General features: G+C 54.9%; 18 protein-coding genes. 4 read left to right on the top strand and 14 right to left on the bottom strand.

What is annotated here, in order from left to right; translation table 11 throughout:
* Nucleotides 1-92 precede the first annotated feature (92 nt).
* Nucleotides 93-2,018, bottom strand: coding sequence for a penicillin-binding protein 2 (mrdA, locus tag ACOWVD_RS04790; RefSeq protein ID WP_197763572.1), 1,926 nt, complete (start codon nt 2,016-2,018; stop codon nt 93-95).
* 294 nt (nt 2,019-2,312) lie between these two features.
* On the opposite strand from mrdA, the gene ACOWVD_RS04795 reads away from it, so the two are divergent.
* Nucleotides 2,313-2,594, top strand: coding sequence for a YjcB family protein (locus ACOWVD_RS04795; protein WP_004940713.1), 282 nt, complete (start codon nt 2,313-2,315; stop codon nt 2,592-2,594).
* A 37-nt stretch (nt 2,595-2,631) separates the two neighbouring features.
* Here ACOWVD_RS04795 and ACOWVD_RS04800 read toward each other — a convergent pair whose 3' ends face one another.
* The 3 genes from ACOWVD_RS04800 to ACOWVD_RS04810 form a co-directional block, all read right to left on the bottom strand.
* The gene (locus tag ACOWVD_RS04800) at nt 2,632-3,081 is read right to left on the bottom strand and encodes a MarR family winged helix-turn-helix transcriptional regulator (protein WP_015377827.1); all 450 of its coding nucleotides are present in this window, start codon (nt 3,079-3,081) and stop codon (nt 2,632-2,634) included.
* A 92-nt stretch (nt 3,082-3,173) separates the two neighbouring features.
* A complete protein-coding gene (locus ACOWVD_RS04805) occupies nt 3,174-4,190 on the bottom strand; it encodes an FUSC family protein (RefSeq protein ID WP_021504561.1) in 1,017 nt (338 codons plus the stop codon).
* Nucleotides 4,187-4,759, bottom strand: a complete 573-nt coding sequence (locus ACOWVD_RS04810; protein WP_015377825.1) for an isochorismatase family cysteine hydrolase — start codon at nt 4,757-4,759, stop codon at nt 4,187-4,189. Before ACOWVD_RS04810 ends, ACOWVD_RS04805 begins: the two co-directional genes overlap by 4 nt.
* Nucleotides 4,760-5,014: 255 nt before the next feature.
* Between ACOWVD_RS04810 and ACOWVD_RS04815 the strand changes: the two genes are divergently transcribed.
* On the top strand, nt 5,015-6,214 hold the full coding sequence (locus ACOWVD_RS04815; protein ID WP_015377824.1) for a multidrug efflux MFS transporter: 1,200 nt from the start codon (nt 5,015-5,017) through the stop codon (nt 6,212-6,214).
* Between the two features lie 171 nt (nt 6,215-6,385).
* Here the strand turns inward: ACOWVD_RS04815 and ACOWVD_RS04820 are convergent, their stop codons facing one another.
* The 4 genes from ACOWVD_RS04820 to ACOWVD_RS04835 all read right to left on the bottom strand — a co-directional run bounded on the left by ACOWVD_RS04820 (nt 6,386) and on the right by ACOWVD_RS04835 (nt 8,972).
* A complete protein-coding gene (locus tag ACOWVD_RS04820) occupies nt 6,386-6,877 on the bottom strand; it encodes a nuclear transport factor 2 family protein (RefSeq protein WP_004940723.1) in 492 nt (163 codons plus the stop codon).
* A 9-nt stretch (nt 6,878-6,886) separates the two neighbouring features.
* On the bottom strand, nt 6,887-7,339 hold the full coding sequence (locus tag ACOWVD_RS04825; RefSeq protein WP_015377823.1) for a MoaF-related domain-containing protein: 453 nt from the start codon (nt 7,337-7,339) through the stop codon (nt 6,887-6,889).
* A gap of 310 nt (nt 7,340-7,649) precedes the next feature.
* Nucleotides 7,650-8,084: a glyoxalase/bleomycin resistance/dioxygenase family protein gene (locus ACOWVD_RS04830; RefSeq protein ID WP_049299018.1), complete on the bottom strand. Its 435-nt coding sequence runs from the start codon at nt 8,082-8,084 to the stop codon at nt 7,650-7,652.
* A gap of 18 nt (nt 8,085-8,102) precedes the next feature.
* A complete protein-coding gene (locus ACOWVD_RS04835) occupies nt 8,103-8,972 on the bottom strand; it encodes a helix-turn-helix domain-containing protein (protein ID WP_085058677.1) in 870 nt (289 codons plus the stop codon).
* Between the two features lie 179 nt (nt 8,973-9,151).
* Between ACOWVD_RS04835 and ACOWVD_RS04840 the strand changes: the two genes are divergently transcribed.
* Both ACOWVD_RS04840 and ACOWVD_RS04845 read left to right on the top strand, forming a co-directional pair.
* Complete coding sequence (locus ACOWVD_RS04840; protein ID WP_021504554.1) at nt 9,152-10,069, top strand: DMT family transporter; 918 nt, start codon at nt 9,152-9,154, stop codon at nt 10,067-10,069.
* Between the two features lie 53 nt (nt 10,070-10,122).
* Entirely contained in the window at nt 10,123-11,019 is an 897-nt protein-coding gene (locus ACOWVD_RS04845) for a PhzF family phenazine biosynthesis protein (RefSeq protein ID WP_421105478.1), read from the top strand.
* A 68-nt stretch (nt 11,020-11,087) separates the two neighbouring features.
* On the opposite strand, the gene ACOWVD_RS04850 is transcribed toward ACOWVD_RS04845, so the two are convergent.
* The 6 genes from ACOWVD_RS04850 to ACOWVD_RS04875 form a co-directional block, all read right to left on the bottom strand.
* Nucleotides 11,088-11,468: a hypothetical protein gene (locus ACOWVD_RS04850; protein ID WP_015377818.1), complete on the bottom strand. Its 381-nt coding sequence runs from the start codon at nt 11,466-11,468 to the stop codon at nt 11,088-11,090.
* A gap of 75 nt (nt 11,469-11,543) precedes the next feature.
* Nucleotides 11,544-11,960, bottom strand: coding sequence for a hypothetical protein (locus ACOWVD_RS04855; RefSeq protein WP_021504552.1), 417 nt, complete (start codon nt 11,958-11,960; stop codon nt 11,544-11,546).
* 52 nt (nt 11,961-12,012) lie between these two features.
* Entirely contained in the window at nt 12,013-12,342 is a 330-nt protein-coding gene (locus ACOWVD_RS04860) for a hypothetical protein (RefSeq protein WP_031299968.1), read from the bottom strand.
* 462 nt (nt 12,343-12,804) lie between these two features.
* A complete protein-coding gene (locus ACOWVD_RS04865; protein ID WP_075686905.1) occupies nt 12,805-13,263 on the bottom strand; it encodes a hypothetical protein in 459 nt (152 codons plus the stop codon).
* Between the two features lie 163 nt (nt 13,264-13,426).
* Nucleotides 13,427-13,801: a hypothetical protein gene (locus ACOWVD_RS04870; protein ID WP_230199816.1), complete on the bottom strand. Its 375-nt coding sequence runs from the start codon at nt 13,799-13,801 to the stop codon at nt 13,427-13,429.
* A gap of 8 nt (nt 13,802-13,809) precedes the next feature.
* A partial coding sequence (locus tag ACOWVD_RS04875) for an RHS repeat domain-containing protein (RefSeq protein WP_421105479.1) occupies nt 13,810-14,673 on the bottom strand: 864 nt, incomplete at its 5' end.

Below are 14,673 nucleotides of genomic sequence, written 5' to 3' on the forward strand. Positions count from 1 at the left end.
ACGTTTTTATTCAGTTTATGGTGTTATTTCAGTCTACCTTGCCGGAAATGGTCAGGAGATTGCAGTTTGTAAGAAAGTAAAAACAAACCGCATCACCGTTGCACATCCGCGCTGTCGTTTAACTGCGGTTTACTTTGCGGCGTATCGCCGGGCTGTGGCGCATTGGCCGGGTCAAAAATGTGGTCGAGGATCGCGCGCGCGGTCGGCCCCGCCACCACGCCGTCGCCGCCGCCGTTTTCCAGGATCAGCGCCATCGCCACCCGGGGATTTTTGTAGGGCGCAAACAGCGTATAAAAGATGTGATCGCGCAGCCGCACCGGGATCATTTTGGCGTTGTAAGTCTGGTTTTGCTTCAGGCTGAACACTTGCGAGGTGCCGGATTTGGCGGCGATCTGATACGGCGCGGTGTGGAACAGCTTGTAACCGGTGCCGTTCGGCAAGTTGGCCATGCCGTACATGCCGTTGCGCACGATGCCCCAGTAAGGCGAGTTGGGATCGCCGATCTGCGCCGTTTGCGCCGGCGGCTGGTAGCGCGTCACCCGGTTGCCCTGCTGCAGCGAATATAACAGATGCGGCGTTTTCACCCGGCCGTTGTTGAGCAGCGTGCTCAAGGCTTTCACCATCTGGATCGGCGTCGCCACCCAATACCCCTGGCCGATGCCCACCGAGACCGTATCCCCCTGATACCAGCCCTTTTTGTGCACCTTCAGCTTCCAGTCGCGGCTCGGCAGCACGCCGCGGTACTCTTCGTTCAGATCGATGCCGGTCGACTGGCCGTAACCGAACTGGCTCAGCCAGTGGTGAATGCGATCGATGCCCATCTCATACGCTACCTGATAAAAGAAGGTGTCGGCGGACTCTTCAATCGCTTTGGTGACGTTGAGCATGCCGTGGCCGGTTTTCAGCCAGTCGCGGTAGCGCCGCTCGGTGCCGGGCAGCGTCCAGGTCGGCGCGCCGAAAAAGGTGGTGGCGGGCGTGATCACCCCGGCGAACAGCGCCGAAACGGCCATGTAGGGCTTCACCGTGGAAGCCGGCGGGTACAACCCCTGGGTAACGCGGTTGATGAGCGGCAGATCCGGGTTGTCCAGCAGCGCCTTATAGGCCTGATAGCCGATGCCTTTGACGAAGGGATTGGGATCGTAACTGGGGCTGGAGACCATCGCCAGGATACCGCCGTCGCGCGGGTCTTCCACCACCACGGCGGCGCGTTGCCCCTTCAGCACCGATTCGATGTACTGCTGCAGCGGCAGATCCAGCGTCAGGTAAATGTTTTTGCCGGCCTTCGGCGGCTGCTCCTTCAGCAAGCGGATCACCCGCCCATGGTTATCCACCTCCACCTCCTGATAGCCGGTGGTGCCGTGCAGTTCTGACTCATAATAGGCTTCGATGCCCTGTTTGCCGATGTTGCGGTCGGCGGCATAGTTCTCGCTCAGGCCGGCCTTGTCCAGGCGCTTGAGATCGCTGTCGTTGATCTTCGACACATAGCCCAGCACGTGCGCCAGCTGGGCGCCGTAAGGATATTCACGCTGCTGATAGGTATCGATGGTCACCCCGTCGAAACGGTATTGATTGACGGCAAAGCGCGCCACCTCGGTGTCGTTCAGCCCCGCCTTCAGCGTGACCGGTTTGTAGCGGCTGTTGTGGTGCATATCGTCGCGAAACGCGCTGATGTCTTCCGGCGTCAGATCGACGACCGGCGTCAACGCCCGCAGCAGCGCCGCCATGTCGGCGACTTTGCTGGGCGTGACTTCGATACGATACAGTGTCACGTTTCGCACCAGCGGAATGCCGTTGCGATCGAAGATCAACCCGCGGCTGGGCGCGATCGGCAGCATCTTGATGTCATTTTGATTGGAGCGCGTCTGGTAAAAGCCGTGCTGGCGAATTTGCAGCCGGTAGAGGTTGACGATCAGCGCGCCGAAACAGACGACGACCAGCGCCAGCGCCACGGCCGCCCGGCGGATGAACAGCCTCTCTTCCGCAGAGTGGTCGCGAATTTTTTCTTTTAACAGGGCCATGCGGTGCCGGTACCTTTTGCGTCACATTTCCCCGTAAAATCAGGGAACTGAAAAGCCGGCAAGCATAGCGTTATCGAGCGCGCCGCCCCATGAAAAGGTTGCTAATGAAATGGCATAACTGTTTCAGCATATTGGAATGTTACCGTCGGCGTTTTTTTCACCGCGCGCCCCATTGAGCCGTCGTTCGCCCCAATGCTACAATGTGATCTGAATCACATTATTCCCGTTATTCCCCCGCATTTCCCTGTCGGCGCCCTGCCGGATGCGGCTTTTTGTTACATAGGATCGAGTTCGATGAGTACCATTGCCACCGGTTTAGTCATGATGCGCTGGGAGTTGCTGAGCGCCGTGATGATGTTCTTCGCCAGCCAGTTAAACGTCGTTTGCCGTAAAACCAGCCGCAACGGCATGGCGTTCATGTTCAGCAGCCTGGGCCTGTTTACCGCCTGCTGGTTCGTGATGGGCCTGATGGGCATCCACCTCACCCTGGAAGCCTTCACCCAATTCTGGTCATCGGCCTGGGATCGCTACGTGGACGTCGTCAGCACCATGCCGGCCGATTGGCCGATGCCGTAACCTCGCTGCACGGGCGGCGCATCTGCCGCCCCGCCGATTATTCCGCGTCCGTTGACGGCGCCGCCGCCAGCCGCGCCATCAACGCCCCCGCTTCGATCAGCTGCGCCTGTTCTTGCTCCGTTAAACAGCTTTCCATCGCCGCCAGCAGCCACGCCTCGCGCCGGGTGCGGCTTTGCTGCAACAGGCCCAGCCCGGCGGGCGTCAGGCGCACCCGCACCCGGCGTTTGTCTTCAGCATCCGGCGTGCGCACCAGCAGCCCATCGGCCTCCAGCTCCCGTAAGGCGGCCGCCAGGTTAGAGGAACGCATGCGCTCCGACTCCGCCAGCAGCGACGGCGTCGCCTCGCCGCCGTGACGATCGATAGCTCCCAGCAGCATCAGCTGGGCCCAGGATTTTTCGTCGCTGCGCGACTCGCGCCGCAAACGGCGCACCAGCGACATTAATTGCGTGCGCAGCAGCGTCACGTCTTCAGGATGATCTTTTTTCATTGGCATCAATAGATAACGATAGATTTGTCCGTACTTTCACACCGAGACCGGAAACGGTCAACCGAAATTGGCGGACGAAATATGCCAGCTCGCTATTGGCGGGTGCCGGCGTTGAGCGGCAACACCGCATGCACCGCCAAAGCGAACAGCAGACCGATGCCACCGCCCAGCAACACATTGACCACCCTTTCTGCGGCGATCGACGGCGCTTTTCCTGCAATCACCAACGCGCAGGCGATGCAGGCGCAACGGGCGCCAAACCCCAAGGTATAACGATGAAAAGACACCAGGGTGAGCATCGTCACCACGCTCAGCAGTTCATAACCCACATTGCCATGCGGCATGAGGCTACCCAGCAAAATACCGACGGGCACGCCCAGCAATGCGCCTGACGCACGCTGGCGGAGTTTGTTGCGCGTAGCGGCCATATCGCCGCTGATCACGCTGACGGCCGACCAGATCACCCATTGCCCGTAATCGAGGTGTTGCCACTCAACGATCGCCGCCGATAGTGCAACGGCACAACTTACGGCGAGCAAAGCCTCGCCGCAGGCCACGCGAGCGCCAAGCTCATCGCTGCGGCGCAGCTGGAGATAATGATGCAGGCTGTCACTCGTCGACAGCCGCGCTAGCCGCCGATGCTCCGCCAGTGCAAGCATCAGCACCGGCAAGACGGCTGCCCCCAGAAAAGGGAGCTGCGCCCAGCCGCATTGGGCTAATGGCGCGCCGGCGCCACCTTCAGCGGTTTCACACGCCAGATAAAGAGCCGGAATAAAAATAAAATTCCCCAGGGATCGCAGCTTGCCGCCGAACGCGGAGATCCCAACCGCCGCCGCCGCTGCCAACACGCACGCCAAAATGAAGATTACCGGCGTGTGCATGGCGCACAGCAGCGCCATAAAGAGCAGCAGCAATGCCGCCGCATGCAGCGCCACGCCGAGCGGCGCCAGTTCAAGGCGCTCACAAACGACAAACAGCGATATGGTGACCACCGAAGCCTTCAGCCAGTTGGCATTGCCTGTCGCCAGGCTCAGGGCCAGCAACGGCGCCAACACCCATGCTCCCCGTCGCAGCTGACGCCAGGCGATTTCTTCACGCAGCAGCTTCACAATGCGCTCAGCTGTTCCAGCGTGACGATATCGGCAATAGTGGCAAGCGTTTCCATCGAGATCCGGTGCTCTTCCGCCGTGGCCGCCGCGCAAGCCTCTTCCAGTATCAGCACCTGATAATCGCGATCGTGCGCGTCGCGCGCCGTCGCCTGTACCGCCCAGGTGCTGCTGACCCCACAGATCACCAACCGTTCAATGCGGCGGGCGCGCAGCGTCGCATCCAGATTAGTGCCATAAAACGCGCTGACGCGCGGTTTTACGATGGTTAACTCCCCCAAATCAGACGCTAAATCAGGATGAAAATCCGTGCCCGGCTGGCCCAGTGCGATAGCGCCAAATTGATGCGCCTGCCCAAACATCCGCGAGTATTTGGGTTGATCGACATAGCCGGTCGCGAAACCGACTTTAACCAATATGCGCAGCCAATCCTTGCGCTGCGCGAGAGACAATGCGCTATTTGCCCGCGCGATAGCATCGCGCTCAATGACCTGCTGCGCCGAGCGCGCAATTTTTCCTTCCGGGTGGGAGATATCCACGATGTAATCCAGAGCGATCAGTGCGGTATTCATAGAAAGCGTCTCCTTGCCGCCGACACGGCGAAATGGGTAGAGAGAGTGTGGCGCCGCCGAATTGTTGAGCGGCTTGGTGGAGTAGCTTAAAATAAATACCTATGATAATATAGCTATTAATTTATAGCGAAATGTAACAACGCCGCCGACGAGCTTTACGTTTTCTCACGCATTTCCCCCGCGCCGGCCAGTTCGCGGTGTTATTATTATCTTGCTTAACAAATCCCTCCAAATTCAAAGTGGTACGACAAGTCGATGGAAGCGTGGAAAGTCAATCTGATCTCGGTCTGGCTCGGGTGTTTCTTCACCGGGCTGGCGATGAGCCAAATCCTCCCTTTTCTGCCGCTGTACGTCGAACAGCTCGGCGTCAGCGATCATCAGTCCCTCAGCCTGTGGTCCGGGCTGGTGTTCAGCGGCACCTTTTTGGTCTCGGCGGTGGTGTCGCCGCTGTGGGGCAGCCTCGCCGACCGCAAAGGCCGCAAGCTGATGCTGCTGCGCGCCTCGCTGGGCATGGCGATCGTCATCGCCCTGCAGGGGCTGGCCACCAACGTCTGGCAGCTGTTCGCGCTGCGCGCCCTGATGGGGCTGACGTCCGGCTATATTCCCAACGCCATGGCGCTGGTCGCCTCGCAGGCGCCGCGCGATAAAAGCGGCTGGGCGCTGGGCACGCTCTCTACCGGGCAGATCTCCGGCGTGATCGCCGGGCCGCTGCTGGGCGGGCTGATGGCCGACCATCTGGGGCTGCGGGTGGTGTTTTTCGTCACCGCCGGGCTGATGTTCGTCAGCTTCCTGGTGACGCTGTTCCTGATTAAAGAACGGCGCATCACGGTGAAAAAAGCGGATCAGCTAAGCGGCAAGGCGGTATTCCGTTCGCTGCCTTATCCGACGCTGATCGTCACGCTGTTCGTTTGTACCCTGATGATCCAGCTGGCTAACTCCTCCATCAGCCCGATCCTGACGCTGTTCATCCGCGAACTGTCGGGCGACGTCAGCAATATCGCCTTTGTTAGCGGCATGATTGCCGCCGTGCCCGGCATTGCGGCGCTGATCTCGGCGCCACGCCTCGGGCGGCTCGGCGATCGCATCGGCACCGCGCGCATCCTGATCGCCGCGCTGCTGTTCACCACCGGCCTGTTCGCCGTGATGGCCTGGGTGAATACGCCGCTGCAGCTGGGCATTCTGCGCTTCCTGCTGGGGTTCGCCGACGGCGCGCTGATGCCGGCGGTGCAGGCGCTGCTGCTGAAGTATTCCTCCGATCAGGTGACCGGGCGCATCTTCGGCTATAACCAATCCTTTATGTACCTGGGCAACGTGGTTGGCCCGCTGCTGGGATCGGGCATTTCGGCGATGATGGGGTTCCGCTGGGTGTTCGCCGTCACGGCGGTATTGGTGCTTTGCAATGCGCTGCAGCTGCGGCATCAGTTCAAAAAAGTGGAAAATAAACGCGCGGGATAACGAGGAATGTGGGGAAACGCCTCAAGCAGTGGCGGGACAATGACGCCCATCAACCGTACCACCACTGCCAAAGGCGGCCGTAGCCTACTCGACACGATGAACGTTTGGTATTTATGTAAGTAAATAAAGTGTTGCGGGCGTGTGGAGGGCCGCCGCAGCGGCCCTTTTGGATCAGAACATGGTATTGTCGTTGGCCGATTTTTCCGGCACATCCTGATTGACGTCCCAATGCTCGGTGATTTTACCCTGATCGTTCACCCGATAAATATCCACGCTGGCGGTGCCGCGATCCTGCGGGTTATTTTGGTATTGGACGTGAACGTAGACCAGATCGCCGTTGACCGCGCTGCGGTATATTTTGGCGCTGTACTGCGGATTGTCTTTGAAGGTCTGGCTGAAGAAATCCAGGAACGGCTTGATGCCGTCGCCGACGAACGGGTTATGCTGCTTGTAGTTCTCCACAATCAGCTTTTGCGCCACGCTGATGTCATGACGGTTGAAAAAGCCTGCATACAGATCTTCCACCACCTTCAGCTTCTGCTGGGCATGATGATAACCGCCCTTGCCGGCCGATTTGTAAGACGCCGCCTGATCCGTTGACAGCGCCGGGTAACTCGCCAGCAAACCGCCGACGATCGCACAGGTGATCAATACCTTTTTCATAACTGCTCCTTAGTTTCCTGAGTGACCTACGATTTTCAGCTGCCCTTTCAGATGGGTGAAGCTGCCGTCCCTGGCTGCGATGTTGGTGTACACCTCGCCGCGCTCAAAGTCCTCGACATGCGTCACGTTGTCGCCGGACTGCGGTTCATGCCAATAAACCATGTAGACCTTCGGCCGAATCTCCACCGCGGTGTACTGCACGGTATCGGTGATGCCCTGCGACGCTTCGCCGATACCGGTGAAGGTCATGGTCTTGTCATCGGTAAAATCCAGCTTGAAGGCGAAATCGCCGAAGGTCACCTGCACCACTTTACCGACCGCAATAAACTGCCCGTGTTTTTCCGTCATCGTCGCCGCCTTACTGTTTGTCAGGGTGGTTTGCGCCGCCAAAGCGGCAGGCAATGCCAGGGGGAAAGTCAGGGCTATCGCCAGCGCGATGCCCGTTCGTTTCACTGTTTTCATCGTTCCTTCTCCTTTCCGTGGTTGAAAACGAGAATCATTATTATTTCTTAACGGTTGGCGGAAATATAAGAATAATCTCTATTCCTATCAGGCACCTGGCGGCGAAAAAAGCGGGCGAAAAATCGCCGTAAAATGGCATGGCAATAGCGCGTTCTGGCCATTGGTTTTTACGCAATGAACGGAATTACTGCTTTCAGGAAGGGAAACCACTCGGGGATTTGATGGGTCTATAGCGCAGATCGCTTTAAGCTAATGCGTATTTATTCTTAAGCCGCCCGCCGCAGGGAAACGGCGGCGAACGGCGTGGCGTTTAACGCAGCCAGGGCGTATAGGTGACGCCAACCAGCAACCCTTCCGGGCTGAGCAAACGGGTAACGCTTTGCCCCCACGGCTCTTCACGATTGGCGACCAGCAGCCGATAACCGCGATCGATTAGCCCTTGGGTGGCTATCGCCATGTCGGCCACGTCAAATTCGATCCACGCCTGCGGCACCGCGAGATCCGCCGGCCAGCGATCGTCGCCAAAGCAGGACTGCGCCGCCTGCGCCAGCGGCCACAGGGCGAAGTGCTTCACCCCGTCCAGCGCGCCCTGCTCAGCCAGCAGATAGGTTTCGTTGCCCGGCATCGGCTTGAGCGGCAGCCCCAGCGCCTCGACATAAAACGCCTTGCTCTCGTCGCTCTCACGCGTGATCGGCCCGAATCCGGCGACGAACAACACGCCCAGCCCGGCAAATGGTTGATCCATGCTTGCACTCCCTTCCGGTTAGCGCCCCTGCCGCACCTGCAGCGGAGCAAATCCATAGGCCGCCTTGAAGCGGTTGCTGAAATGGCTGGCGGAGCTGAAGCCGCACGCCAGCGCGATCTCGGTGATCGGCTGTTGGCTGTGGCGCAACAGCTGTTCCGCCCGCTGCAGCCGCGCGCGCATCACAAACTGGTGCGGCGCCAGGCCGGTCGAATGTTTGAACATGCGGGCAAAATGGTATTCGCTCAACCCGGCCTGCGCCGCCAGATCGGCCAACAACAAAGGCCGATCCAGGTGGCTTGCGATATATTCCCGCACCCGCCTGGCTACCGCGGGAGCCAGGCCGCCGCGCGCCGCCGGCAGCTTCCACTGCAGCTGGCTGTAGCGCTGGATCAGGTGCGACATCAGCAGGTTCGAGGCGCTGCTGAGCGCCAGCAGGTTGGCGCTGTCCCGCCAGTCGCAGTTGAGCAAAAACTGACGATACAGCAGCGTGATCTGCGGATCTTCGCCGAAGCTGCGTTGCTCCACGTTGATCGCCGCCGGGCTGCGATCCCAGGTTTGCTCCGCCAGCCGGCGCAGATGCCCGTCGGTGCAATACAGATGCACAAACGACAGATCGCTGCGCACATCCCAGGTGGAAGCGTACTGGCGCGGCATGATGCAGAAGCGATCCGGCCCGCCGCCGTTGCGCCAGCCGCCCGGCACCTGCTGGTAGCACTCATAGCCGTCGGCGACGTACAGGCTCAGGGTATGGTGGTCGGCGCTTTCCTGCGTGACGCGATCGTTGCAGTTGGACCAGGCCGCCAGCTCCACGCCGGTGCCCAGCAGCACGCTGCCGTGCAGCCGCGCCTTGTGCTCACGCAGTGTTTCAAACGCCTGATAGTTGGACATCGCCGGCCCCGTTGTTCGACATGCTGACAGTGTAAAGAGTGGCGCCTCGGCATGCCAGCCGCCGCCTCGCGCTTTTACCAAAAAAAAGCGCAAGAATATGCAACTGGGCGCAAAGCGCTGCAAGCGCCGCCGCGCGCCAAAGCGGATACTGCGCCATCGGTTTTTTCGGAGTGAATAGAATGAATGCGCTGTTGTACCTCGCCGTGGTGCTGATTTGGGGCACCACCTGGATAGCGATTACCCTGCAACAGGAAGGCCCGGTGGCCATTCCCGTGTCGATCGCTTACCGTTTCGCCATTTCCGCTGCGGTGATGTTCGCCGTGCTGTTGTTAACACGCCGCCTGCGCCGCATCGCCCCGCGCGATCATCTGTTCTGCGTGCTGCAGGGCTGCTGCGTGTTCGGCTTCAACTTCTTCTGTTTTTACCACGCAGCGGCTTATATCAGCAGCGGGCTGGAATCGGTGATCTTCTCGATGGCGGTGCTGTTCAACGCCCTCAACAGCCTGCTGTTCTTCCGCCAGCGCCCCAGCCCCAACCTGCTACCGGCGGCGCTGCTGGGGTTGACCGGCATCGTGGCGCTGTTCTGGCAAGATCTGGCCGCCACCCGCATGGCGCCGGAGCTGCTTAAAGGCATCGGCCTGAGCGCGCTCGGCACCTACGGCTTCTCGCTGGGCAATATGATCAGCGCGCGCCATCAGCGCCGCGGGCTGGATATTTTTTCCACCAATACCTATGCCATGACCTACGGCGCGATGCTGATGGCGCTGATCGCCCTGGCGCAGGGCGCATCGTTCCAGATGGAATACAGCAGCCGCTATATCGGATCCCTGTTGTATCTGGCGATCTTCGGATCGGTGATCGCCTTCGCCGCCTACTTCAGCCTGCTCGGCCGCATCGGCGCCGGCGCGGCGGCCTACAGCACCCTGCTGTTCCCGCTGGTGGCGCTGACCATCTCAACGATTTACGAAGGCTACCAGTGGCATTTCAACGCCGTGCTGGGCCTGTGCCTGATCCTGTTGGGCAACCTGGTGATGTTCGCCAAGCCGGGGATGAAGTGGCGACGGGCGGGCATCTCAAAACAAAACTCAACCTTTTGAAGCTATTGCAAATATCGTTATCATCAGGTTTTGTTGATAACGGATGATGGCAAATGCTCAGAAGTGATGATGTGACACCCCGCGCCTACCAACAGGTGGACGTGTTTACCCGTACGCCGCTGCAGGGCAATCCCGTGGCGGTGGTGCTGGAAGCCGAAGGGCTGAACGACGCGCAGATGCTGGCATTGGCCCGTTGGACCAATCTGTCGGAAACCACCTTTGTGCTTAAACCGACGCACCCGGCGGCGGATTATAAGGTGCGCATTTTCACCACCGAAAAAGAGCTGCCCTTCGCCGGCCACCCGACGCTGGGCACCGCCCACGCCTTGCTGAAAGCCGGATTGACGCCTAAACGCCCTGGAACGGTGATGCAGGAATGCGGCGTCGGTCTGGTGGCGGTCAATATCCTGCCGGAAGGCACATTGGCGTTCGCCGCGCCCGAAGTAGAGTTCCGCCCAATGGCGGCCGAAGAAACCGAACGGCTGACGGCCGCTTTACGGCCTGCAGTGATTGCAGCAAGCCCTCTGCCGGTGATTGCCGAGATGGGCATTCGCTGGCTGATGGTGCGCCTGCCGGACGCGCAGTCCTGCCTGGCGGTAACGCCGGATCAGGCCACGATTAAACAGCTGCAAACCGCCTGTGATGTGGATGGCGTAGTGATTTATGGCGCCTGTTCTGCGGCCGAACCGGCCGATTACGAAATGCGCGCGTTTATGGTGGAATGCGGTGTTTTGATTGAAGATCCGGTAACCGGCAGCGCCAATGCCTGCCTGGCGCGCTTGCTGCAGGCCAGCCGCTTCCCCGACGGCGGCCGGACCGCGCAGGGCTACCAGGTGCGCCAGGGCACCCAACTTAATCGTGATGGCCGCGTGAGCGTGCGCTTTATTGACGGCGAACCCTGGATCGGCGGGCAGTGCCGCACCCTGATTAATGGCACATTGGGTATTTAGTTTGGGGGATGTAGGATAAGGAAGGCGTTGGACATTTGGAGGGATGTTTGACCCTATCGGGTCGCGATTCATGAATTGCTAAAAACAAAGCTTTCCTCTGCTAAGTTATGTTCTTTCCTATGTTGCACATCCCAGTCAAAGTAGCCATCAGGCTGTTTGGATTCTACGCCTTTCAGCCAATACTGTTCACCATAAGCTATCAGCATTGCCCAATGATATTCAATTTCATGGCTCCTGAGACAGACAGCCGTATAACTGTTGATAGGCTTGCACACTAAGCTCGATGATAAAACCAATAACTCCGCGTCACTTTCAGACTTTTGCGCATATTTAACAATGATCGCTTTGAGCATTTCCACCCAAGTATAAAAATTGAAAACTACAGTTTCATTCGAGTCATTCTCATCCCGAAAAAGGATACCATCAACCAGACTAGATTTGTTAATCATTGGTAACCTCCATCAAATTAAAAATTCATTTATTATTAGGCTTAATACTAATGATGTCAATTAGAAAAATATCACTCATTTATTTCTCAGAAAAATATCATTGTCAGCGATACCGAAGTCAAGATAAAAACCCAACGTGGATTTTATATGCAGCCGACCGTTTAACCTTATAACATCAAGAAATGGGTTAGAGGTCGTAGAGTACATGAACCATTTCAATTTATTATACTTATCTGCTCTGACAATAAAACCATCACTCCCCATTTCGCCCTCCCCGCAAAATAAAACGTCACCATCAGGAAGCAATACCTTGTTGTTTATTTGAATTTCAGACCACAAATCATCACGTTTCTTAATGAGTGAGCTTAACGAAATAACACTCCCATATGAAATGCCATACTCCTTATTAAAAGTATTTTTGAAACCATCACTTTCTTCAGAGTAAATATTTATCTCTCTTGCTGTATTGTTTTCACTTGCAATGAGGTCCACTCCAATTAACTAACCACGCACCCATTTCTCTTGTATTTTCTTGATATCCATTTTACTTCCCGCCAATTATTTTATCAATTTTTGACCGCCAAAAAAGCACCCACCTATTTTCCAATGCCACAGAGTAGTTTTCAATTAAATAATAGTCATTTTCATCACTATGGGAAGTAAAACACTGATCAACACCATTGACAACCCATGATAGCAAATTTAAAACATCCTTATCACATTCGTTTTCTTTTAAAAACGCCCCTGAATTATTTATTAAGTCACTTAACAGATTTTCATCAAAGAACGACCTCTCAAAAAGCGAGTAGCAAAAAGTCCCTTCAATCAAGTCATTTTTGTTATTCATAACATCAAGCTTTAATTCCTTGCTCACATTGAACTCCTAATCATTCCATGGTTTTTTCTATGAAATCAAAAAGTCAAAAAACTCTTTGGCTCTAAATACAGTGAATTTTCATTGAATACAGTGAATTTTCATTGTCACCATCTTTATACCTGACGATGAACACTGAGAACGGTTCTTCACTATAATTCACTGCAATTATTTTAACTTCCCGTTCAGTTTTAAAAGCTTGTGAATAGATTGACATCATGTAAAATTGATCATCCACATCTACTTCAAACCACGGAGAGATGTTTTCAACTAAATGTGAATTAACAACCCCATCATCATCAATGTAAAATTCAAATATAACCTCACCGGATATAAAGTAAACCCTGTCATACATCGGATGAAAAAACGGTGGTGTATCCGAATCTATGTAGCCAGTAACAATTATATCACCACCCCATATTTAATTATATTCTCACTAAATTCACTCATATGTTCCATAAGCTAACGCCAGAATGAAAAATCAGATACGAAAATTTCGTTTATTATCACCCCGCCAGGAATATCGTTTATCGCATCGGCAATCTCATCATATGGGCATGGGAGGATAAACGAAATACCAAAGTCATCATTAATAACTATTGAACCATTGTATATTTTCTGTGATATCGTCAGCTTGATTATATCTGTTATTTCCATTCCGGGGAATATGATTCCATTGTAGCCCCCTTGGTAATGAGCATTACATCCAAGTGACAAAATGACACCGTCTTTATCAGTTATGACGGATAAGGTATTATCGACTGTATATGACTTTCGCTCACTCCCGTCAGGTAGGGAGTGATTTTTAATCTTAACGCTAAATCTGGATTGCATCTCATTAATATATAATGAAATATTTTCATTTAGAACGACATTCCCTATGGAAACACCAGACACAATCCTAGCGTTAAAATCAATCATGTTAGATACCGTAATATAAAATGATTTATCAATGTTTATGGATGGATATTTCAAAATTATCAAACCTGCTTTTAGATACTTTTTTACTCTAGATATTTAGAACCGACTGAGAATTGTCGGCTCTAACGCAGATTTAGAAATGGTTACATTGTTAACGTGAACACTAAGAGTCAGGATAGACGACTCTATAATCCTCATCCCTATGAAGCTTAGTCCAAATTCCATCCTTCCACTTCACATCTCCATCTCTTAGTATTTTTTTTATTTTTCTCTCAAAGTCTGGATTAAAAAAATCATTAGATTTTATTTTCACGTCGATCACATGATTATCATCACAAAGAACATCCCCTAATCTATCAACTCTATCTATAACCTCTATATTATAATCATCTAGTTCTGCTTTTGCCACATAGCGCCCCTTATCATCTTCACAAGGAAGTGAAACACCAAACGCCCTTTCCAGCTTAATAAGCAGCTTATCAAATGGAATGTCTTCCAATAATAAAATACCTAATTGCCTATTCTCGTTCACAGCCATTCTCCATTTCATGAACATCCGGAACGCCCTAACCTTCTTTGGACGTCGCCTTTTCTAGCCAGATCATCTAACTCATGGGTGTAGAACACCCTAAACCCAAATGGTTCATTTCTTAACCCTGGGAATTTCTGCCTTAACTTCGAATCGATAGACTCCTCTATTGATTTCATCCCCCCAAGCTTAGATGCGTCCCGGCGTCTGTTCCTAAACTCAGGTGAACTAGCTAAGTAATCCGACTTAATAAATCCATCAACATCGAAATCATTCATGTTAATAGGTCTAGCAATCGCAGGATCATGGGACTTACTTATTCCACTTGCAGCACTACCTCTATATCCAACGGTTGCGTTTGGATCTATCTTCTGTATAGCAGGAAGATGTTCCAATAGAATCTCATCAATTTGTTGCTGAAGGCTATTTAAGCCACTAAGTCCTAGAGGATCTATCCATCCCAAAGGATTTGGAGCATATCTATAAAGGTTCAACCCGCCGCGTAGCCCTATCGGATCCTGCGTGGTGAAACGCCCCACCTCGGGTTCGTAGTAGCGGAACAGGTTGTAGTGCAGGCCGCTTTCGTCGTCCTGATATTGCCCGGCGTAGCGCAGTGGCTGCTGATATTGCGCGCCCTGGCGCTTCGCCGCGCCGGCCACCGTCTGGCCCTGCAGCTTGCCGAAGGTGTCGTATTGCCCGGACCAGCACAGGTTGCCCGCTGCGTCGGTCACCTCCAGCGGCGCGCTGTTCAGATCGGTGTGATACCAGTAAATATCCGCCGAGCGGCTGTCGCCCGCCTGCTCCAGCGCCGCCAGCGGGCTCCACGGGCTGGCCGGATCGTAGCTCCAGCTGCGGCGGCTGCCGTCGTCGCGCTGCTCCTG

The organism is Serratia sp. SA088 (genome assembly GCF_049065515.1).
GTDB classification, from domain to species: domain Bacteria; phylum Pseudomonadota; class Gammaproteobacteria; order Enterobacterales; family Enterobacteriaceae; genus Serratia; species Serratia nematodiphila.